At 70.1% G+C, this 18,988-nt stretch carries 20 protein-coding genes and 1 pseudogene; 9 read left to right on the forward strand and 12 right to left on the reverse strand.

Annotated features, from left to right (window positions below):
* Positions 1–129: 129 nt before the first annotated feature.
* The 3 genes from ACGFI8_RS15240 to ACGFI8_RS15250 all read right to left on the reverse strand — a co-directional run bounded on the left by ACGFI8_RS15240 (position 130) and on the right by ACGFI8_RS15250 (position 2,009).
* Positions 130–933 carry an SDR family oxidoreductase gene (locus tag ACGFI8_RS15240; RefSeq protein ID WP_392804681.1) on the reverse strand — a complete coding sequence of 268 codons (804 nt, stop codon included), beginning with the start codon at positions 931–933 and terminating at the stop codon, positions 130–132.
* Positions 934–1,060: 127 nt separating this feature from the next.
* The gene (locus ACGFI8_RS15245) at positions 1,061–1,711 is read right to left on the reverse strand and encodes a hypothetical protein (protein ID WP_392804684.1); all 651 of its coding nucleotides are present in this window, start codon (positions 1,709–1,711) and stop codon (positions 1,061–1,063) included.
* Positions 1,704–2,009 (reverse strand): PadR family transcriptional regulator, encoded by a 306-nt coding sequence (locus ACGFI8_RS15250; protein ID WP_392804687.1) that lies wholly within the window; start codon positions 2,007–2,009, stop codon positions 1,704–1,706. Before ACGFI8_RS15250 ends, ACGFI8_RS15245 begins: the two co-directional genes overlap by 8 nt.
* A 97-nt stretch (positions 2,010–2,106) precedes the next feature.
* Between ACGFI8_RS15250 and ACGFI8_RS15255 the strand changes: the two genes are divergently transcribed.
* The 3 genes from ACGFI8_RS15255 (at position 2,107) to ACGFI8_RS15265 (ending at position 4,446) form a co-directional block, all read left to right on the forward strand.
* Positions 2,107–3,129 (forward strand): MCP four helix bundle domain-containing protein, encoded by a 1,023-nt coding sequence (locus ACGFI8_RS15255; RefSeq protein WP_392804690.1) that lies wholly within the window; start codon positions 2,107–2,109, stop codon positions 3,127–3,129.
* Entirely contained in the window at positions 3,096–3,287 is a 192-nt protein-coding gene (locus ACGFI8_RS15260) for a hypothetical protein (RefSeq protein WP_392804693.1), read from the forward strand. Before ACGFI8_RS15255 ends, ACGFI8_RS15260 begins: the two co-directional genes overlap by 34 nt.
* A gap of 88 nt (positions 3,288–3,375) precedes the next feature.
* Positions 3,376–4,446 (forward strand): sugar ABC transporter substrate-binding protein, encoded by a 1,071-nt coding sequence (locus tag ACGFI8_RS15265; RefSeq protein WP_392804696.1) that lies wholly within the window; start codon positions 3,376–3,378, stop codon positions 4,444–4,446.
* 5 nt (positions 4,447–4,451) lie between these two features.
* Here ACGFI8_RS15265 and ACGFI8_RS15270 read toward each other — a convergent pair whose 3' ends face one another.
* Positions 4,452–5,036 (reverse strand): replication-relaxation family protein, encoded by a 585-nt coding sequence (locus ACGFI8_RS15270; protein ID WP_392804699.1) that lies wholly within the window; start codon positions 5,034–5,036, stop codon positions 4,452–4,454.
* 230 nt (positions 5,037–5,266) lie between these two features.
* Positions 5,267–6,025, reverse strand: a complete 759-nt coding sequence (locus ACGFI8_RS15275; RefSeq protein ID WP_392804701.1) for a hypothetical protein — start codon at positions 6,023–6,025, stop codon at positions 5,267–5,269.
* Between the two features lie 493 nt (positions 6,026–6,518).
* Between ACGFI8_RS15275 and ACGFI8_RS15280 the strand changes: the two genes are divergently transcribed.
* The 3 genes from ACGFI8_RS15280 to ACGFI8_RS15290 are packed head-to-tail and all read left to right on the forward strand — an operon-like array spanning position 6,519 to position 12,339.
* Positions 6,519–8,618, forward strand: coding sequence for a hypothetical protein (locus ACGFI8_RS15280; protein ID WP_392804704.1), 2,100 nt, complete (start codon positions 6,519–6,521; stop codon positions 8,616–8,618).
* Entirely contained in the window at positions 8,603–9,214 is a 612-nt protein-coding gene (locus ACGFI8_RS15285; RefSeq protein WP_392804706.1) for a hypothetical protein, read from the forward strand. The genes ACGFI8_RS15280 and ACGFI8_RS15285 overlap by 16 nt, the downstream gene beginning before the upstream one ends.
* On the forward strand, positions 9,211–12,339 hold the full coding sequence (locus tag ACGFI8_RS15290; RefSeq protein WP_392804709.1) for an ATP-binding protein: 3,129 nt from the start codon (positions 9,211–9,213) through the stop codon (positions 12,337–12,339). The genes ACGFI8_RS15285 and ACGFI8_RS15290 overlap by 4 nt, the downstream gene beginning before the upstream one ends.
* 396 nt (positions 12,340–12,735) lie before the next feature.
* Here ACGFI8_RS15290 and ACGFI8_RS15295 read toward each other — a convergent pair whose 3' ends face one another.
* Together ACGFI8_RS15295 and ACGFI8_RS15300 are read right to left on the reverse strand one after the other, a co-directional pair.
* Positions 12,736–12,954 carry a type II toxin-antitoxin system HicA family toxin gene (locus tag ACGFI8_RS15295; RefSeq protein WP_392804711.1) on the reverse strand — a complete coding sequence of 73 codons (219 nt, stop codon included), beginning with the start codon at positions 12,952–12,954 and terminating at the stop codon, positions 12,736–12,738.
* Entirely contained in the window at positions 12,954–13,166 is a 213-nt protein-coding gene (locus ACGFI8_RS15300) for a type II toxin-antitoxin system HicB family antitoxin (RefSeq protein WP_392804714.1), read from the reverse strand. The genes ACGFI8_RS15295 and ACGFI8_RS15300 overlap by 1 nt, the downstream gene beginning before the upstream one ends.
* Positions 13,167–13,229: 63 nt before the next feature.
* Here ACGFI8_RS15300 and ACGFI8_RS15305 point away from each other — a divergent pair.
* Positions 13,230–13,385: pseudogene (locus ACGFI8_RS15305) on the forward strand (cellulose-binding protein); the annotation flags it as partial.
* A 148-nt stretch (positions 13,386–13,533) separates the two neighbouring features.
* Here the strand turns inward: ACGFI8_RS15305 and ACGFI8_RS15310 are convergent.
* The 5 genes from ACGFI8_RS15310 to ACGFI8_RS15330 form a co-directional block, all read right to left on the reverse strand.
* On the reverse strand, positions 13,534–13,761 hold the full coding sequence (locus ACGFI8_RS15310; protein ID WP_392804716.1) for a DivIVA domain-containing protein: 228 nt from the start codon (positions 13,759–13,761) through the stop codon (positions 13,534–13,536).
* Between the two features lie 205 nt (positions 13,762–13,966).
* A complete protein-coding gene (infA, locus tag ACGFI8_RS15315) occupies positions 13,967–14,191 on the reverse strand; it encodes a translation initiation factor IF-1 (RefSeq protein WP_203847703.1) in 225 nt (74 codons plus the stop codon).
* Complete coding sequence (locus ACGFI8_RS15320) at positions 14,191–14,925, reverse strand: GNAT family N-acetyltransferase (protein ID WP_392804719.1); 735 nt, start codon at positions 14,923–14,925, stop codon at positions 14,191–14,193. Before ACGFI8_RS15320 ends, infA begins: the two co-directional genes overlap by 1 nt.
* A 178-nt stretch (positions 14,926–15,103) precedes the next feature.
* Complete coding sequence (locus ACGFI8_RS15325; RefSeq protein ID WP_392804721.1) at positions 15,104–15,448, reverse strand: type II toxin-antitoxin system PemK/MazF family toxin; 345 nt, start codon at positions 15,446–15,448, stop codon at positions 15,104–15,106.
* A complete protein-coding gene (locus ACGFI8_RS15330; protein ID WP_392804723.1) occupies positions 15,445–15,702 on the reverse strand; it encodes a hypothetical protein in 258 nt (85 codons plus the stop codon). The genes ACGFI8_RS15325 and ACGFI8_RS15330 overlap by 4 nt, the downstream gene beginning before the upstream one ends.
* A gap of 322 nt (positions 15,703–16,024) precedes the next feature.
* Here ACGFI8_RS15330 and ACGFI8_RS15335 point away from each other — a divergent pair, with 322 nt between their 5' ends.
* Together ACGFI8_RS15335 and ltrA are read left to right on the forward strand one after the other, a co-directional pair.
* Entirely contained in the window at positions 16,025–16,789 is a 765-nt protein-coding gene (locus ACGFI8_RS15335) for a VanZ family protein (RefSeq protein ID WP_392804725.1), read from the forward strand.
* Positions 16,790–17,611: 822 nt separating this feature from the next.
* The gene (gene ltrA / locus ACGFI8_RS15340) at positions 17,612–18,874 is read left to right on the forward strand and encodes a group II intron reverse transcriptase/maturase (RefSeq protein ID WP_392804728.1); all 1,263 of its coding nucleotides are present in this window, start codon (positions 17,612–17,614) and stop codon (positions 18,872–18,874) included.
* Positions 18,875–18,988: the final 114 nt, after the last annotated feature.

Here is an 18,988-nt window from a genome sequence, read left to right on the forward strand (position 1 = left end):
GACAGCGTTCCAGTCCAGGGCCCAGAAGCCGCTGCGGCCGGACGAACGTGTCGTCCCAGGTCGCTGGGCACGACGCCGGGGACGGACTCCCGGCGCGCCACCAGCACGGCCGCTCGATGCCGCGCTCCGTTAGCGGCGCAGGTCGTGGCGGCGGTGGGTGGCCCTCTCCACCAAGGTCTGGGGGAGCAGGCGGCGCAGCGGGAAGACGAGCGCGGCGTTGCTGCCGACCGCGTAGAGGGGCTTCGGGCGGGAAGCCTGGATCGCCTTGATGATGGTGGCCGCGACCCGGTCGGCCGATACGCCGGCCTTCTCGTTGCGGTCCAGCGCGGCCAGCATCCGTTCGAAGTCCTCGCGGTGCGGCGAGGTTGCCGAGGTGTACTTCGTGCGGCGCTCGCTGATCCCGGTGCTGATCGACCCGGGCTCGACGGTGGTCAGCCAGACGCCGAACGGCGAGCACTCGTGCCGGGCCCCGTCGCTGAACCCCTTGAGCGCGGCCTTCGTCGCCACGTAGGAGGAGCGGTACGCCAGCGGGAACGAGGCCAGCATCGAGCCGACCATCACGACCCGGCCGTAGCCCCGCGAGCGCATGCCGGGCAGGAGCAGCTGGCTGAGCCGCACCGGGCCGAGCACGTTGACCTGGAACAGCCGTCGCAGCGCGGCGCCGGGCAGCTCCTCGAACGGCCCCGACTGGCTCTCGCCCGCGTTGTTGACCAGCACGTCGACGTTGCCGGCGGCCGCGGCCAAGGCCTCGATGGAGGCGTCGTCGCCGAGGTCCAGCGGCAGGTACTCGACCCCGTCGGCCCGCTGGTCCGGGCCGAGCGCCTCCGGGTGCCGGCTGGTGCCCACGACCCGGTAGCCCCGTGCCGCCAGCGCGGCCGCGGTGGCTTTCCCGATCCCGGACGACGCCCCGGTCACCAGCGCGGTGCGATCCATCGCTGCACCATACCCACGCGGCGCGGGGGCGGGCGTTGTTCTGGGCGGTACGGCGCGGCGGGGATCGACGCCGACGTGCTCGCCCGCACCGCCTGACCTCCGCCGACCGGCGGTGCGCCCGGCTTGGCTAAGGGGTGTAGCCGCGCCTGGCGCTGAGCCCGCCGGCCGTGCTCAGCAGGGCGCCGAGCGCGCCGAACATGGCGGCGAGGAAGAGGCCGGCGCCGATGAGGCTCTGGTTGACGTACGCCCGCATCGACGAGGCCCCGCTGTGCGCAAACCCGTCGATCTTCGCCGGCTGCCGGGCCACGATGTCGAGCCACACGTTGTCGACGACGACGAACGTCGCGACGCTCGCCGCACCGATCACCGCGCCGGCGACGAGCCCGGCGAGCACCTGGCCCTGCCGGCCGGCCCCGCGCCGCGCCGCGATCCGCCCGACCAGGAACAGCGCGGCGAAGATGCCCAGGTAGGACATCAGCACTGCGGGCCCGTCGTCGTCGGTCTTCGACGGAAACACCACGTTCGTCAGCAGGATCTCGGCTGATAGTCCGGCCCAGACGATCCCGGCGATGAGCAGGCCCGACTTCATCGCCTGCCGGTCCGCACGCTGCATCTCCAGCACCTCTCCTACGCGGGCTGCGATCGCGCCGCGGACCAGGTCCGCGGCGAGGTACACCCGGGAAGCCTCCGGTCGGAGGTCCCGGACCAGCTCTTCGAGCTCGTCGCCGTACCGCGCCCGCCACGCGGCCGGGTAGAGGCGGACCAGGCGTTCAAGCATGCGCCGGCCCCAGCCGCCGGAGCCCGACGCGGGCGACCGCGCGCACGTGCTCGAGGTAGGCGCGGGCCACCTCGGCCCCCGCCGCGGTGATCCGGTACGGCCGGCGCCGGTCCTCGGCCGGCAGCGCCTCGACCAGGCCATCGCGCTCGAGCCGGCCGAGCGCCCCGTAGAGCGTTCCCGGCCCGAGCGTGGTGCCGGCGATCTCCTCGATGTCCTTGATCAGCGCATATCCGTGCTTGGGGCCCCCGGCGAGGCTGGCGAGGATGAGCACGCCGGGCTCGGCGAACTTGACCTCCATCGCCACCTCCTATTTCGTCTCACGTTATATCGTGCGACGTAACATAACGCCGGAGGCTTCGAATCCGCAACTCCTCAGGACCGTGCGCACCCAGCCGATGGCTCGCAAGCTCATGCTGCTGGTCCTCGTCGGCTGCGCGGTCGGCGCGGTCGTGCTCGGCGTCGGCGTGTACAGCCTCGAACAGGTCAACAACCGCGCCGCGCAGCTCTACAACTTCAATCTCGTCCCGGCAACGCACCTGGCGAAGCTCGACGAGGCCGCGCTGCGCGTGCGCAGCGACGTCGCCAACCTCGCCCTGTCCAACGGGCCCGTCGCCAGCAAGGCGTTCACCGACGACATCGCCGCGGCCGAGCGGGAGGTCGACGCGCAGGTCGCGGCCTACCGCGCGGCGATCCACGACGTCCGGCAGCGGCAGTTGCTCGACCGGTTCACGATCTGGTGGGGCGCGTACCGCAACATTCGCGACCACCGGCTGCTGCCGCTCATCGCCGCCGGCGACAACGCCGGGTTCCAGCAGGCGTACCTCGGTGACGGCGACACCGTCGGCGGCAACGCGATGGACGCGCTGCAGGCCCTGATGTCGTACGAGGAGACGAACGGCCTGCACGGCGCCGACGAGGCCGCCGCCGCGTATCGGACGGCGCGGGTCGCGATGATCGCCGCCCTGCTGGCCGGGCTCGTCGCCGCGGTGGTGCTCAGCCGGTACCTCACCGAGATGGCCCGCGCGCTCGGCGCCGCCACGGCGAGTACCAGGGAAGCGGTCCGGTCTTTGGGGGACAACTCCGCCACGCTCGCCGCGGCGGCCGAGGAGCTCACCGCGATCAGCCGCCAGATCGACTCCAGCGCGACGGAGGCGAACAACCGGGCCGGCGACGTCGCCCGGACGGCCGGCGCGGTCAGCGAGCACGTCGCCGCGGTTGCCGGCGGCGCGTCCGAGATGGCGAGGCGATCGAGGAGATCTCCCGCAGCACCGCGCACGCGGCGACCGTCACCGCGTCGGCGATCTCGATCGCGGCCACGACGAACGAGACGATCGGCAAGCGGGTCCAGGCCATCCAGGTCGACACCGACGACGCGGTCGCCGCGATGGCCCAGATCGGCGACGTCATCGCGCAGATGAGCCAGTACCAGAACGCGATCGCCGCGGCCGTGGAGCAGCAGGCGGCCACCGCCCGCTCGATGAGCGACAGCGTCGGCGAGGCAGCCGACGGCTCCACCCGCATCGCCGGCACGATCGCTGGCGTGCCGACGCGACCGCCGCGACGAACCAGGGCGTGACCAGCACCGGCGAGGCCGTCGACCGGCTCGCCTCGATGGCCTCCGAGATGCGGGTCCTGGTCTCCCGCTTCAAATACTGAGGGATCCCATGCGCAAGGCTCTGGCCGTACTGTCGACGCTCGCCCTGCTCACCGCCGGCCTCGCCGGCTGCACCGAGACGCTGCGATCCCCGGACAGCGGCGGCCCCTCCGCCCGCGTGGCGCTGCTGCTGCCCGAGCGCAAGGCCAGCCGCTACGAGGCCGGCGACCAGCCGTACTTCGCCCAGAAACTCTCCGAGCTCTGCCCCGGCTGCACGGTGGACTACCGCAACGCCGAGCAGGGCGCCGACACCCAGCTGCAGCAGGCCAAGGACGCCCTCGACCAAGGCGCCAAGGTGCTCGTGCTGGCCCCGGTCGACAGCGTCGCCGCCGGCCGCATCGTGACCGAGGCCAAGAACCGCGGCGTACCCGTCATCTCCTACGACCGCCTCGTGCTCAAGACCCAGGTCGACTACTACATCTCGTTCGACAACGCGAAGGTCGGCGCGCTGCAGGCCGCTGCCCTCCTCACCGCCCTGGGCCCCAAGGCCACCCAGGGCGAGATCCTGTGGATCAACGGCTCCCCGACCGACAACAACGCGACCCTCTTCAAGCAAGGGGCCTACGCCGGCCTCGACGGCAAGGTGCGCATCGCCGCCGAGTCCGACACGGCCGAGTGGAACCCGGACAACGCCAAGGCCTGGACGGCAAGCATCCTGCCCACCCTCAGGGGCCGCACAATCGTCGGCGTGTACGCCGCGAACGACGGCACGGCGGGCGCCGCGATCGCCGCGATGAAGGCCGCGGGCCTGCCGCAGGTCCCGGTGACCGGCCAGGACGCCGAGACGGCCGCGCTGCAACGGATCCTGGTCGGCGACCAGTACATGACGGTGTACAAGGCGATCCGCGCCGAGGCCGAGGCCGCCGCGACCCTGGCGAACGACCTGCTGCGCGGCAACCACCCGCCGGCGAGCACGACGGTCGACAACGGCGCGGCCCAGATCCCGTCGATCCTGCTGGACCCGGTAACGGTTACGAGGGACACCATCGCCACCACGGTCGTGAAGGACGGCTTCGTGACCGCGAGCGCCCTGTGCGCCGGCGCATACGCCGAAGCCTGCCGAACGGCCGGCATCGCGTAGCTGTGTTAGCTGCGCCTTCGGCGCGGCGGGGGGTTCCCACCCCGCACCCCCCATGCCTCGCTTCGCTTCGGCACCGGCCGCGCTTCGCCGGCCGGCTCACCCGCTCGTTCGGCGGGCATCGCTGCACTCCGCACCTTCGCTGGACGGGCCACCACCCCGGCCGCCGTCCGGGCCCGCGTCACGTCCAACGCACCTCGCCCCACGCCGCGGAATCGGCGTCGCGCGCGGGGGTTCGAGTCTGACTCCTTGGTCGGTGAGTTGGACTTCGGCGATGAGGGCTTCGATCGCGGCTTTGCGTTCGAGTGGTGTGCCGCACCTCTGTCACGCCGGGTTGTCGGGTGGTTCGGCGTCTGTCCACGCGGGCGCCGGGCCGCCGGCACCGGCCAGACCTGCCCGGTGGTGCGGGCCAGGTCGGTGTACTCGGCGACTTTGCCGGTCAGCACGTGCAGCGGCTCGGTGCCGGTGTCGAACTCGAGGAAGAACGGCATCGTCGTGCCGTCCTCAGACCAGATCCCGTGGCCGTCCGGTCGGACTTTCGGGGTGTAGGTCATGGCGTGGACGTCGTCCCCGGGTTGGGTGAAGGCGCCCATCTGCTGGCAGCGTGCGGCGGGCCGTCAGCGGTGCAGCGCGGCGGTGGGGTGGGTGCGGGCGTAGCTGGCGATGCTGCCGGACGACTTCAACACGGGTCTTGGGATAGTGGGACGGACGGCCGAAAGCGTGCACGCCGACTTCCGTGGGTCGAAGCCCGGCCATACCTGTCGGCGTACCGCGGACGTCTCGCAGGAAATCGAGACGCCCGCGAGCCCTCCGGATGAACCGATCAACCAAGATCGGGTGCACCCACATCAACATGCTCTTCACCACGCCCGGTCAGGACCAGGCCGTGCACGTCCGCGCCGGGCAGCCATAGCCAGGCGTCGGCCGCGTACTCCTTCTCGACGACGGCGATGCGTCGGCACCATCCGGGCCGGACGGCCGACCGGCCGCTGCGGACCCAGTCGCGGTGGACGCCGTCGGACAGGATGACCGCGAGATCGGCTGTGCCGGCCAGATCGAGGGCCTGCCGCGGCGGCGCCGCGTTGACCAGCCGTCCGGCGCCGACGACCGCCTGCCCGGCGAAGCCGTTGCGGGCCACGTCGGCCGGACCGTCGTCGAGCGCCAGGCGCAGCCGCATCCGGGCGACCGGGTCACGCATCCGGTTGTACCGCCACAACGCGGCTGCAAGCTCCAGGCAGAAGTCCCCGACTACCCGTGACGGTGCCTCGGCGGAGGGGATCAGCGCCAGTTCCGCGTCGCCAGCCGGCTGCCGGATCCAGCGCCGGCGATCCAGGCCGGCCCGCGCCCCGGCCCGGTCCAGCAGATCGATGAGGTCGTGCTGGATCTCCGCCTGCCGGATGTCGTCGTTGCGGGCGTATCCCTGGACGTCGACCGACAGGCAGAGAAACCGTCGCGGCGCACCGGGGGATCCGAGCCGCGGCGGCGGGCCCGACGACCGCCACAACGTGATCAGGTTGAAGACGGTCACCGCAAAGATCGGAAGAATGCCACCGCCCTGGACGATGATGTGCCATAGCTGCATCGGGACTCCTTGACGCGATTGGGCGGGTCCCGGCCGGGTTCCCGAAGTTGACGAGATGCAGTCCAGCAACCGGCAGACCCGTCCGGCCACAGTTCCGGAGCGAACCGGCGGCACACGGCCCGGCCGCCCTCGCACTGAGCTGCGATTCCGCCGGGACAACGCCCAGACGTCCGGTGGATCCACCGGACACGGCCGGACACCCGGAGGCCCGCGCCGGACGGCGCCGGCATGATCGTTTTCATTCGCAGTCGACGATGCTCGGAACATGCGGTCCGAACGGAGGATCGGCCGATGAAGAGCACCGATGGCATTCCGGAAGGGCCGTCAGTAGCCTGACCGAAGTCCGTCGGTGCACACCGCGAGCACCCACGGGTTGGGGGTGAGCACGCTGACGCCCGGAACCGCCGCCGATCCCTCCCGAGTGCGCACGAAAGGCGAATTCGGGGCGGCGCTCAGAGCCCTCAGTCAGGACAAGGGATTGTCGCTGGCTGAGATGGAAAAGCGCACCAGATCATGGACGGGTCCTCGCCTGGCGCTGAAAAGGGCCACACTGAGCGACGCGTTCAACGGTCGGACCCTGCTCGGCGAGCAGGCCCTCCTGAGCCTGCTCGCCCTGTACGAGGAACCGGAGAGCGTGCGGCAGTTGTGGCTCGCCGCGCACCGGCGCATCAAGGCCGGGGAGCGTGGCGCCGCTCGGCGCGCGGCCGGCACCGACCGCTTCGACATGGCGTCCCCGCGCGAGCTCGGCATCCACAGCGCGATCGTGGCGCCCGACGCGACCGATGAGCTGCCGGCGTACGTCGAGCGAGAGTTCGACTTCCGGCTGCGCGCCGCGCTGACCGGCGTGGTCGAGCGCGGGAGCTTCGTGATCCTGGTCGGCGGCTCGTCGACGGGCAAGACCCGCTCGCTCTACGAGGCGATCCACGACGTGGCACCGAACTGGTACCTTGTGCAGCCGACGGAGACCGAGGAACTGCTGGAACTCAAGCATGATCCGCCCGGCCGGACGATCTTCTGGCTCGACGAGCTCCAGCGCTACCTTGGCGGCCATCCGCCGCTGTCGGCGGAATGCGTCCGCGCGCTGACCCGCAAGCCGAACATCGTCGTCGGCACGCTGTGGCCCGATCATTACGACGCGCGGATCATGGGTGGGCAGTCCGAACCGGCCGGCGCCGACGACATCCGCCGCCTGCTACGGAGCGCGATCGTGATCAGCGTTGCGGAGGACTTCACCACGGCGGAGCGCGAGCGCGCCTACGAAAAGGCCGAGGAGGACGCCCGGATCCGGATCGCGCTGGAAACGCGCGACGCGGGCCTGACCCAGGTGTTGGCCGGCGGGCCCGCCCTGGTGCTGCACTGGGAACAGGCGCGCCCCTATGCCAAGGCGATGATCAACGCGGCCGCCGACGCGCACCGCCTCGGCGTCCAGTCACCGCTGAGTGAGGACCTGTTGGTCGAGGCCATGGCCGGGTACCTCACGGGACAACGGCGGGTGAAGCCACCGGGGGAATGGCTGTCCGAGGCCGTTCCCTACGCGATCCAGCCGCTGCATGGAGACGTGTCGGCGTTGTCGGCGTCCGACGGTGGCCGGCCAGGCACCTTCGCGGGGTACACCGTCGCCGACTACCTGGCTCAGCACCTGCGGCGGCACCGCCGGGCCGAACGCATCCCGGACGAGGCCTGGCAGGCGTTCGTCACCCGGACCGACCGCCCGGCGGACCTCCGCCGGATCGCCGACAGTGCCACCGCCCGGCTGCGGTACGTGTACACCGAACAGGCCCTCGAACGGCTCGCCGGCGGGTTCGGCGACGGCACCGCCGCGGTGGAGCTCGCCCGCCTGCTGGCCCGTCAGGACCGGTTCGAGCGGGCGATCGAAGTGCTGCACCGGAGGCTGGCGACCGCCCCGGGGGACGGCGACGCCGCAGACTGTCTCGCAGGCGTCGAGGCACTCCGGCGGCGGGTGGCCCAGCTCCGGCCTGCCGCCGCGGCCGGAGATCCGGCCGCGTGCCGGCGACTTGTCGAGATCCTCGACGACGGTGGTCGCCGCGACGCCCTGCGGGCACGGGCGGATGCCGGCGAGGCCCTCGCCGCCGAGGAACTGGTCGAGGAGCTCGCCAAGCACGGCTGCCTGCGTGAGCTGCGGGAACGAGCCGACGGTGGGCACGCGTACGCGGCCGAGGCGCTCGCCGACCTGCACGTCGCCTGGGGCGACGTGGACGAGTTGCTGGCCCGTGCGCACCAGGGCGACGAAGCCGCGGAGAGGCGCCTGCCGAAGGCCCGCGAGGCATCGGCGCGAGCCGGAGGCGCGGCCTCGGAACTGGCCGCGCTGCGTGCTACCGCCGGCGCGGATCGCGAGGCGGCCTGGCAGTTGTGCGGCCTGCTCTTCGAACTTCGCGACGTGGAAGGCCTGCACACCGAGCTGGATGCGGGCACCTACGGAGCGGCTGACCGGCTCATGGCCCTGCACACCGCCAGCGAGACGATGCCGATGGAGCAGCTGGCCAAGCTGCGCGCCTTCGGACTGACCGCCGACGGCGTACCAATCACCCCACCCGACGACCTCCGGAAGGACCCCACATGGCCGGCGAGCTGACCCGCACGGACTACGCGTTTCTCATCTTGCTGAACATCGAGGGCCGGGAGGTCTCCAACGCCGAGCTCGACAGGGCCTACGGCGTGAGGCTCGTCGGCGAGAGCTACGCGCGGCTCAACGGACTGGGCTACGTGGACACGAGAAAGTCAGGCAGCACGTACCATCACACGCTGTCGTCAAGTGGCTCGAAGCTGCTCGGCAGCCCGATCATGGTCACCGATGACGGGGCCGAGCCCAAGAAGGGTAGGGGCAACGGCCGGGAGCAGCAGCTCTGGGCCGCGCTGTGGGCCTTGCACAACAGTCGGCCGCGCATGGCCGAGCTCAACGGACACCGCGGGCTGGACCAGCGGATCCGGGCGGTCTACGCCGAGCTGGCCACCGAACCGGGGGCGTGGGTCAGCCTGAGCCGGTTGCGCCCCAGGTTCGGCGACGTGTCGAGGTCCGAACTCGACAAGGCACTGGAGCGGCTGCTCGATGCCTCCGACGTCGAGCTCGAGCCCGAGGAGAACCAGAAGACGTTGTCGGTCGAGGAACGACGGGCGGCCGTGCGGATCGGCGGCGAGCATCGGCATCTGTTGTCGATCGGCATGCGATGACCGCACAGAACCTCGCCGCGCTCGCCGCGCTCCGGCTCACCTGGGCACCGGTGCCGGACGACGCCTGGCGTCCGTCCCCGTTCCACGTCGACGGCCTGCACACCGATGTCGTGCGGGAGCTTCAGGGTGGCATCGCCGACGCGGCGGCCTGCACCGACTCCAACCCGATCGGCCTGGCGCTGCTGGGCCGGCGGGGCTCGGGCAAAACCCACCTGCTCGGCGGGGTCCGGCAACGCGTGCAGGACCAGGGGGGATACTTCTTCCTCGTCAGCCTGCTCGACGAACAGACCTTCTGGCCCAGCGTGCTGGCCCACATGCGGGAGAGCCTGGCCCGGCCGGTGGCCGATGGCGGGACCCAGCTGCGGCTGCTGCTGCGCCGCCTGTGCTCGCGCATCGGCGCGCCCCGCACGGCCCGCCGAGCCGTGATGGGCGAGATCGAACTGACCCCGCAGGCGCTGAACGCCTTCCTCGACGGGCTGGCGGAGTTCGATCCGTTCGTGGGCGAGGTGAGCCGGGACACCGCGCGGGCGCTGGTCCTCAGTGCATCCCTCCGATCCGAGCACCACGACGTGTCCGACAGCTACTTCATCTCAGACGACGAGTCGGTCCCTGGGGAACGCCGGGAGTGGGGAATCCGCCGCAAGCCGCACACCGCCGAGGACATCGTCCGCGACCTGTCGCTGTTGCTGGCGCTGACCGGCCCGTCGGTGATCGCGGTGGATCAGATCGACACGCTCGTGGCCCAGGCCTCGCTCAGCGCCGACCTGGCGCTCAACACGGACGAGCAGGCTGGCCAGCGGCAGGCGCTGGCCCTGGAGGAGGTGGCCAGCGGGTTGCTGCGGCTGCGGGAGCGCACGCGTCGCACCCTGGTCGTGGTCGCCTGCCTGCCTGCGACCTGGACGCTCATCAAGACGCGGGCGACCAACACCACCGCCGACCGTTTCCGCCTGTGCTCGTCGCTGAAGGGCATCCTGGACGCCCGCATCGCCCAGGAGATCGTCGCAAGCCGGTTCACCGCCCGCTACCGCGATATCGGCTTCACGCCCGAGTACACCACCTGGCCGGTACAGGACTCGGCCTTCGCGGGGGTCGGCAACTACACGCCGCGCCAGCTGCTCAAGGAGATCGACCGGCACGTCCGGGACTGCCTGAAGACCGGTGTGGTCCGGGAGCTGACGCGCCTGTCCGGAGCGCCGGAAGAGAACGACGAGCCGGGCCCACCCGTCCCGGTCGTACCCGAGATCGCCGACGAGGTCACGGCCAGGATCGACGCCCGGTTCGAAGCGCTCAAACGCGATGCGGACGTCACGTCCCCGCTCGAACCCGACACCGAGGACACGACGTTTCCGGCCCTGCTCACCGCCGGGCTGACCGCGTGGATCCTGGAGCACGGCGTAAGCGCCGAGGTGTTCACGCTGGACCCGCCGCCCAGCGAGAAGCCGGACCTGCACGCCCGGCTGCGCCGGACCCTGAACGAGGCGACCGAGGACCAGGTGCACTGGTGCTTCCGGGCGGTCAGCGACGCCCACCACGCGATCGCCGCGCTCAACCGGCTCCGCCGGGCCCGCACCGCCGCCGGGCTGACCTCCACGGTCGCCAAACGCAAGCTGATCCTCATCCGCAACGGGCACTGGTCCTCCGGGGCCAAGACGCGGCAGGCGATCGAGGAGTTCCACCGCGACGGCGGCCTGACCCTGGGCGTCGACGACATGGACCTGCGGGTGCTCGCCGCGCTGCACGGCCTGCGCGACGAGAACCCGGTGGAGTTGCAGGCGTGGCTGGTCAAACACCGGCCGACGGCGCAGATCACGCTGTTCAAGGAGGCACTGGCGGACGCCGACGACTGGGCCGGGCCGGTCCCGTCGCCGTCGGCAAGGAAGCCCGACACCGACGACGCGACCCACGAGCTCGTGCTCGGCCGCGAGGGCAGGGACGGCGAGCCCGTACGCGTGCCTCTGGAGGCCCTGCGGAAACATGTCGCGATCTTCGCCGGCTCGGGCTCGGGCAAGACGGTGCTCATCCGCCGTCTCATCGAGGAGTGCGCGCTCCAGGGCGTGTCCGCCATCGTCCTGGATCCCAACAACGACCTCGCCCGGCTCGGCGATCCGTGGCCGGAGCCGCCGGAGTGGTGGTGGTCCGGGGACCGGAAACGAGCCGAGGAGTACCTGGCCGGCACCGAGGTCGTGATCTGGACCCCGCGCCGCGAGTCGGGCCGACCGTTGAGCTTCCAGCCACTTCCCGACTTCGGTGAGGTGCGTGACGACCCGGACGAGTTCGCGGAGGCTGTCGAGGCCGCGGTTGCCGCCCTGGCCCCGCGCGCCCAGCTCGGCGGCCGGGCCGCTAAGGCCCATCTGGGCCTCGCTGTCCTGCGCCGTGCGGTGGAGCACTACGCCCGGCACGGCGGCCGGGACGTCCCCGGCCTCATCCACCTTCTGGCCGATCTGCCCGCCGGTGTCAGCGGCCTCGACGGTGCCGACCGGATCGCCGCCGGCCTGGCGCAGACGCTCACCGCCTCCATGGACAACGACTCGCTCTTCGCCGGCAGCGGCGCACCGGCTGATCCCGGCGTGCTCCTCACGCCCGCAGCGGGCAAGCGCGCCCGGATCTCGGTGATCAGCCTGATCGGCCTGCCGGCCGAGGAAGCGCGCCAGGGCTTCGTCAATCAGCTGCAGATGGCACTGTTCGCCTGGATCAAGAAGCATCCCGCCGCCCATCGACCGTTGCTTGGCCTGTTCGTGATGGACGAGGCCCAGACCCTGGCACCGTCGGGCGCGATGACGGCCTGCACCCAGAGCACGCTGGCGCTCGCCTCCCAGGCCCGCAAATACGGGCTCGGCCTGATCTTCGCGACCCAGGCACCGAAAGGGCTGCACAACCGGATCGCAGGCAACGCCACGACCCAGTTCTTCGGCCTGCTCAACGCGCCGGTGCAGATCGACGCGGCCCGGGAGATGGCCCGAATGAAAGGCGGAGACATCCCGGACCTGGGCCTGCTCACGTCGGGCGAGTTCTACGTCGCAGTGGAGGGTGAACCACCGCAACTGGTGCGGACGCCACTCTGCCTCAGCCACCATCCGCGGGCTCCGCTCACCGACGACGAGGTCTTGACCCGGGCCCGGCGGTGACCCTGCCGCAGTGCGGCCGTTCATCGTCGCCACGAGGCGCGACTTCGGCCTTGTGCGCGGATCCTCGGTTGCCCGGGCGAACGCGTCGGGTCGACGGCGTTCCCACTCGCGCGGTTACCCGCCGAGGGGTAACCTCCGGTCTCGCCCTGGCGGGGCCGTTGCCGTTCCCGCCGGGCCGGCATCGTCAACCCCATCCAGAGCGTCGCTGAACGGATCAGATCCAGCAATTGTGTGTCGGGTCGCTGGTGGCGATGCTGTTTCGTGCGGCACGACTTACGGCGACGTGACCCGCCTGTTGGCTCGCAGGTTCGTCATCGCGGTGCCGACGACCATGATCGTGCGGTTCGCATCGTGCAACGTCCGCCTCGCCGACCGCGCGTGCCCGCGTCATCGAAGTTACGGAGCGAGCTGCTCGATCGTCATGCCGACATCGCTGAAGATGCCGCGCAGCGTTCCCTTGGCCACGTCCCTGTTGCCGTGCATTGGTACCGTCGTGCCGCGTCCGTCGGGGTGCCGCATGATGTGGTGGCTGCCGGTGACCCGTGTCCACCTTGAAGCCGTGGCGCTCCAGGCCCGGACCAGCCGAGAGCCGGCGACCGAGGGGAGTGGCGGCATCAGGCTGCCAGGGTGATGGACAACTCGCGCGGAACTCCGAACTCCTCGATCAGGCCGATGAGTGCTTCACGGAGATCCTCCAGCGCCTCTTCCTCGGTGTTCCCTTCGCCATGGGCGCCGACACCCGGGCGCAGCTGAGCGTGCGCGCACCAAACCCCGTCCTCGTCGCGCTCTACGACGACCGGAAGGGTGACGGTGCGAGGCTGTGCCATCGCGCAACCATAACCCGGGCACCATGAGAGCCGCGAGGGTGATGGCTTGCGTTCAGCCAGAACGGGGCGACGGCGAGCATCGCCAACGCGAGCTGGAACGGCGTGCTCGCCGGCGGAGCGACGCTGACGGGGGTGAGTTTCAACGGCACCTGGGACAATGTCACAGGTGCGCTGCCGGTGAACTTCACGATCAACGGCAAGCGCTGCGCGCTCGGCTAGTACGTCGGTGCCGGCGGGACGCCCGCCGGCCCGCCGGTACAGCGCGGACCCCGGAGATGCCCCGGCCGTGAGGCTGGGCATCCTGACACGTAGCACCGATAGCGGCGAAGGTGAGTGCTTCCGTCGCCCTCTCAGCGTCGTCGGGATCTCAGGTCCGGTCGTCGGGGCGGCCCTTGGCGATACGGCGCAGGTAGTGGTCGACCTCCCGGCGGTTGTACCCGCGCAGGGCCACATGGAAGCTGACCGCCTGGGCGTCAGCCTGAGCCCTGGCCCGTCGGCCCGGCTCGTTGGACGCGATGGCGTCATTGGCCGCCTGGACGAACTTGTCGACCTCGGTCCGATCGTAGCCATGGAACTCGGTCGTGAACTGTGTCATACCTGCGAGTGTGCGCCTTTCTGGGCATGATGCACTCGTGCTGCTCGACCGGCGCTGACGACCTGGGTGTGCGGGCCGGCAAACTATGGTCGGCTGTCGTGTGAACTGTCGCGGCTGGTCTGCGGGCAAGATCGGCGCCTTGCCGTTCCCAGAGGACTGACGAGGACGGCGCCGGGAGAGCGGCGCCGTCCTTCGTTTCCGAGAACTAGTTGCGGTACCGGAAGAGGATCCGGCCCCTCGTCAGGTCGTACTGGCTGAGCTCGACCAGCACGCGGTCGAACGGCAGGATCTTGATGTAGTTCTTGCGGATCTTGCCGCTGATGTGGGCCAGGACGATGTGGCCGTTGGGGAGCTCGACGCGGAACTTGGCGTCGCGCAGGCACTCCAGCACGGTGCCCTCGAGCTGGATGCCGTCGGTTGCCTTGGGCATCAGCGGATCACCAGCTCGAGGTTGCTGCCGGTGCGGCGCGCGCCGGCGGCCTCGAAGAGGGCGATAGCCGCGGTGTTGGCCTCGTGCACGTCTGCGGAGACCGTCGCGACGCCGCGGGCATGGGTGGCGGCCAGTATCTCCGCGAGCAGGGCGCGGGCGATGCCGCGGCGTCGGTGGCCGGACCGGACCGCGATGAGGCCGATCCTCGTGTGCCTCGGCAGCAGCGCCAATCGGGCCAGGCCCACGTAGGCGTCGAGCTCGGCGGCGACCGCGTAATGGGTGGGGTCGAGCGGTCGGGACAGTACCGCCGCGGGCATCTGATCCCAACCGATCGTGGCCTCGATCTCGGCGCGGATCGTCCGGTCCAGGTGGCGCAGCGGGTCCAGCTCGGCGGTGCCGATGGGTAAGAGCGTCAGACCCGGCGGTGGTACTGCACCATCGCCGCCGCTCGACATGACGTACTCCCACTCGCGGCGGCGGGTGGTCAGGCCGGCCCGCACCCACCGGGTTCGCAGGTCGAGGTCGGCCTCGTCCACGACGGTGTACAGCGGCCGCGGCAGGGCGGCCAGCATGGCCTCGGCGAGGCGAGTGAAGACATCGTCGTGCCAGGCGTCGATGCTCAGGAAGAGGCGGCCGTCCGGGCGGGGCGAGGCGTCGCCGCGGCCGACCACGAGGTCGTCGTCGAGGGCATGCCACTGCCGCTCGGCGACGCGTGTGATGACGAGTGTGTTCATCGGTGTCACCTTTCGGGAGATCCCAACGGGACGCTCCCGGGCGGCACCTACTGCAGTCGCCCGACCGTGACGGGAATGGGGAGCACCCACATCGCTACAACGTTCACGGTGCTCACCCCCTCAGGCCGGACCACGGTCGCCGGAACGCTACCGCCGCCGCCCGCCGTCCGTCCAGCGATTAAGCATCGATCATTTGCCGTAGCACCGTCTTCACTGCTGATGCCTCGTCGTCGGTGAGCACCCACGCTGGCCGCTGCCCCTGCAGACGCGACCGAGCGATCGTCCGCACCTGTTCGGTGATGACGAACCCGGTCGGACGGTTGGCGGGGTGTATCGCAGTGCGGTGCAGCCAGCCGGAACGTTCCCGCGTCGTCACCGGGAGTACGGTGACGAGGGTTTCCCCGGTCAGCCGGAGGTGGAACACGCTGGAGACCACGAGCACCGGACGGCGCCCGGCCTGCTCGCGGCCCTCGGTCGGGTCGAGGTCGGCCCACCAGACTTGCCACGGCCGGATGACCGTCACGCGGCCTCGTCCCATGGGTCGACTGCCGGTGCGGTGGCTCGGTCGTCCCGGTCGGCCTCGGCGACGTATTCAGCCCAGCCCTCGGGGTCGTTCGCCCGGTATACGTCCACAGCGGCGATGGCCTTCATCTGCCAGTGTTCGGCCAGCAGCCGACGAATTGCCTCGTCTGCCGACGCGCCACCGAGATCTTCGGTGGCGACGCGGGTCAGGTCGTCGCGGGTGGACTCGTCCACCCGAATCATCACGCTACCCATACTCTGATGGTATCCAGTCGAAGACGGAAACGTCTACGTCGCCGTATACATTCCGGTATCGCCGCTCAAGGCGGCTTCCAAGTCATAATCGACATGGCTGCTTAGGTTCTCCACCGGGACTAGCCAGGCAGATGGCCGGCGTCGGCCCTGCAATCAAGATTGCGGGGTTCGTAGCGACTGGCGGGCATGGGCCCGACCCTGAAGAGCCCGACATCTGTGGGAAGTGCTTCCAGATGATCGGCTAGGTCGCCCAACGCCCGCCGACAGACGCTGCGGACCTGGTCGCGGTCGAGGTGCCGGACGACGACGCCGGGGCACTCGTATGGCGGGCGAAAGGAAAACGCATACGCCAACGCAACAGCCCTCCGTCTTCAATGGTGGCGTGAACCGCAACGCATTCCTGTCAGCACCGCCCCGCCACACGCGCAGGATCGTGCTCCTGAGCCTGGCGATCCTCGGCATCGCGTGCGCCGCGTTCGCCGTGCGGCGGCCGCTCATGATGTCCGCTCCGAGGTGCATGGCCGGGCGGTGGCACGGCTGCTTCGATACGGAGAACGGTGTGGTGCTCATGATGCTGGTCGGTCTTCCGTTGGCCGCGCTGGTGGTGTGGGCTTTGGCGAGCCTTCGGCGTGCCGTCGGCGTCACATCGGCGTGGCGGATGTCGCTGGCCGAGGTGGGCATGGTCTACGGGACGGTGCCGTTCGTATGGATGACCATGATGCCGGGCCCGGGGGCCGGCATCGTTCCCGGCCGGGTGAGCCTGATACCGCTGCGGGACCTCCTCACGATGGCGCCGGTCGGTATCGGCGGCAACCTCCTGGTCTTCGCGGCGCTGGGGGTCTTCGCTCCGATGCGGTTCGCGGCGCTGGCGTCCGTGCCGCGGATTCTGGCGCTCGGGGCGGGCTGCTCGGTCCTGGTCGAAACCGCACAGTACGTCCTGCGGCTGGACCGGGTGTCCTCCGTGGACGATGTCCTGGTCAACGCGGCCGGCGCCGTGCTGGCCGCGCTGGCGTCGCGCCGCTGGTGGCGTACTACAACCGAAGCGTCGTCGGACCAGCCTCGCCCCGTGTCAGCGTCGGCAGGCTGAGCCGCACGTCCAGTGCGCACGAGCTGGATGAGAGGTCGGCGGACGAGACGTCGGCCTTCTTCGCGCTTGGCGCGCAGAAGTTGAGAGTCAAGTCGAGCGTACGAGCGCTGTGCCACCGCTGGCGACGACGCCGAGGTGGCGCGGGCCGGCGTGCCGCGGCCGGCCGCGCGTTCACCCTCTGCGGCTCCGTGAGCTGGTGATACCTCTCGGCAGTAGCTCGCCCGAAACCTTGATCCACGTGTGTCACGAACGCGGAGAGGAGTTCGATGTAGGTAGAGCTTCTTGATGCGGTGCTGCGTAAGAGATGAGGGTTCGGCCCCTCGGAGTCGGCCTGCGGGGGCGGGCTCCAAACCACCCACTGCCGCGTTAGCTGAAGACTGTCGTGGTGAGCGATGTGGGAGAAGGCGCACGTGATGCGTCAGGTGGGGATCAGGAAGACGAGTGTCGTAGCCGTTGAGGTGTCGAAAGAGGTTGGTTGGCATCAAAACCGAAGCATGTGGATAGCTTCGGGAAAAGTCTGGAGGATACCCGCTTACTGTCCAGGCGGTGCCCGGCATAGAGGCGACGTGAGCCTGATCTGCGGCTCTTACGCGGAACGTGAGAAGGCGGACCCCGATACCGCCGTCCGGCGACGGGCGCGAGAGGGAGTGTCCCAAGCGGCGGAAACCGCAAGGGATCGAGTACCGAAGCGGGGTGCGCTGGCGGACTGACTCGTAGTAGCGGTGAAGCTCCTGCTTGACACGGTGGGGGTGGAGCGAAGGGGTCAGGTCATCCGTGGTTTGTTCGTTCGATCAACCGGGCCGGTGGTCTGGGAGGAGTCGCGTGAGCGAACTGAAGTCGGCAGGCAAGTCGTTTGAGATCTCCAAGCGGGAAGTCTGGGAGGCGTGGGAGAAGGTTAAGGCGAACAAGGGCGCGCCGGGTGTGGACGGGTGCTCCATTGACGACTTCGAAGCCGACCTGAAGAACAACCTGTACAAGGTCTGGAACCGGATGTCGTCGGGGAGCTACTTTCCGCCGCCGGTGCTCGCGGTGGAGATACCCAAGCCGCATGGGGCAGGGACCAGGATGCTCGGCGTGCCCACCGTCGCCGATCGTGTGGCCCAGACGGTGGTGGCCCGCAGGCTGGAGGCGAAGGTCGATCCGACCTTCCATCCGGACTCGTACGGCTACCGGCCGGGCCGATCGGCGCTGGACGCGGTGGCCGCATGCCGGCAGCGTTGCTGGAGCTACGACTGGGTGATCGATCTGGACATCCAGAAGTTCTTCGACAGCGTGCCTTGGGACCTCATCGTCAAGGCGGTGCGGGCCAACACCGACCAACCGTGGGTCATCCTGTACGTGCAACGGTGGCTGGAGGCCCCGGTACAGATGCCCGACGGGACCTTGCAGCAGCGGGACCGCGGCACCCCGCAGGGTTCTGCGGCCTCGCCCGTGCTGGCGAATCTGTTTCTGCACTATGGGTTCGACGCGTGGATGGCCCGGCGGTTTCCGGGGGTCCCGTTCGAGCGCTATGTCGATGACGCGGTGGTGCACTGCGTCAGCAAGGCTCAGGCCGAGTTTGTGGCCCGGGCGATCGGCGAGCGGATGCAGCAGGTCGGGCTGCGGCTGCACCCCGACAAGACCCGAATCGTGTACTGCCAGGACGGCAACCGGCGTGGCTCGCACGAGCACACGTCGTTTACGTTCCTGGGGTTCACGTTCTGCCAGCGCAAGGCGCGGAACAGGAAGGGGCAGCACTTCAACGCCTTCCTTCCCGCGATCAGCAGGGACGCCTTGAAACGACTGGGCGCGGAAGTACGGTCCTGGCGGCTGCACAACCGCACCGGTCACACCTTCGGCGACCTCGCGCGGCGGATCAACCCGATCGTGCGGGGCTGGATGCAGTACTACGGGGCGTTCCACCGCTCCGCGATGTATCCGCTCCTGGCGCGCATCAACGCCTACCTGGTGCGTTGGATCCGCAACAAGTACAAACGGCTGCGGCCCGTGAAGAAGGCCATCGGGTGCTGGCAAGGGATCACCGCACGGTATCCCCGGATGCTGGCCCACTGGGCCTGGACGCCCTGGGTGCCGCGAGTCTGGTGAACAGGATGACAAGAGCCCGGTGAGCCGAGAGGTTCACGCCGGGATCTGCGGGAGCCGGAGGGTGCGACTCCCTCCGGCCACCCGACCGGTTCCCATGGTGCATCGTCCGCTCCA

This window comes from Dactylosporangium sp. NPDC048998, from assembly GCF_043197855.1.
GTDB lineage: Bacteria > Actinomycetota > Actinomycetes > Mycobacteriales > Micromonosporaceae > Dactylosporangium.

Excerpts from the sequence above, each read along its gene's own strand:
- ACGFI8_RS15240 (WP_392804681.1), bottom strand. The coding sequence starts at position 933 with ATGGATCGCACCGCGCTGGTGACCGGGGCGTCGTCCGGGATCGGGAAA.
- ACGFI8_RS15245 (WP_392804684.1), bottom strand. The coding sequence starts at position 1,711 with ATGCTTGAACGCCTGGTCCGCCTCTACCCGGCCGCGTGGCGGGCGCGG.
- ACGFI8_RS15250 (WP_392804687.1), bottom strand. The coding sequence starts at position 2,009 with ATGGAGGTCAAGTTCGCCGAGCCCGGCGTGCTCATCCTCGCCAGCCTC.
- ACGFI8_RS15255 (WP_392804690.1), top strand. The coding sequence starts at position 2,107 with ATGGCTCGCAAGCTCATGCTGCTGGTCCTCGTCGGCTGCGCGGTCGGC.
- ACGFI8_RS15260 (WP_392804693.1), top strand. The coding sequence starts at position 3,096 with ATGGCCCAGATCGGCGACGTCATCGCGCAGATGAGCCAGTACCAGAAC.
- ACGFI8_RS15265 (WP_392804696.1), top strand. The coding sequence starts at position 3,376 with ATGCGCAAGGCTCTGGCCGTACTGTCGACGCTCGCCCTGCTCACCGCC.
- ACGFI8_RS15270 (WP_392804699.1), bottom strand. The coding sequence starts at position 5,036 with ATGGGCGCCTTCACCCAACCCGGGGACGACGTCCACGCCATGACCTAC.
- ACGFI8_RS15275 (WP_392804701.1), bottom strand. The coding sequence starts at position 6,025 with ATGCAGCTATGGCACATCATCGTCCAGGGCGGTGGCATTCTTCCGATC.
- ACGFI8_RS15280 (WP_392804704.1), top strand. The coding sequence starts at position 6,519 with ATGGAAAAGCGCACCAGATCATGGACGGGTCCTCGCCTGGCGCTGAAA.
- ACGFI8_RS15285 (WP_392804706.1), top strand. The coding sequence starts at position 8,603 with ATGGCCGGCGAGCTGACCCGCACGGACTACGCGTTTCTCATCTTGCTG.
- ACGFI8_RS15290 (WP_392804709.1), top strand. The coding sequence starts at position 9,211 with ATGACCGCACAGAACCTCGCCGCGCTCGCCGCGCTCCGGCTCACCTGG.
- ACGFI8_RS15295 (WP_392804711.1), bottom strand. The coding sequence starts at position 12,954 with ATGCCGCCACTCCCCTCGGTCGCCGGCTCTCGGCTGGTCCGGGCCTGG.
- ACGFI8_RS15300 (WP_392804714.1), bottom strand. The coding sequence starts at position 13,166 with ATGGCACAGCCTCGCACCGTCACCCTTCCGGTCGTCGTAGAGCGCGAC.
- ACGFI8_RS15310 (WP_392804716.1), bottom strand. The coding sequence starts at position 13,761 with ATGACACAGTTCACGACCGAGTTCCATGGCTACGATCGGACCGAGGTC.
- infA (WP_203847703.1), bottom strand. The coding sequence starts at position 14,191 with ATGCCCAAGGCAACCGACGGCATCCAGCTCGAGGGCACCGTGCTGGAG.
- ACGFI8_RS15320 (WP_392804719.1), bottom strand. The coding sequence starts at position 14,925 with ATGAACACACTCGTCATCACACGCGTCGCCGAGCGGCAGTGGCATGCC.
- ACGFI8_RS15330 (WP_392804723.1), bottom strand. The coding sequence starts at position 15,702 with ATGGGTAGCGTGATGATTCGGGTGGACGAGTCCACCCGCGACGACCTG.
- ACGFI8_RS15335 (WP_392804725.1), top strand. The coding sequence starts at position 16,025 with ATGGCGGGCGAAAGGAAAACGCATACGCCAACGCAACAGCCCTCCGTC.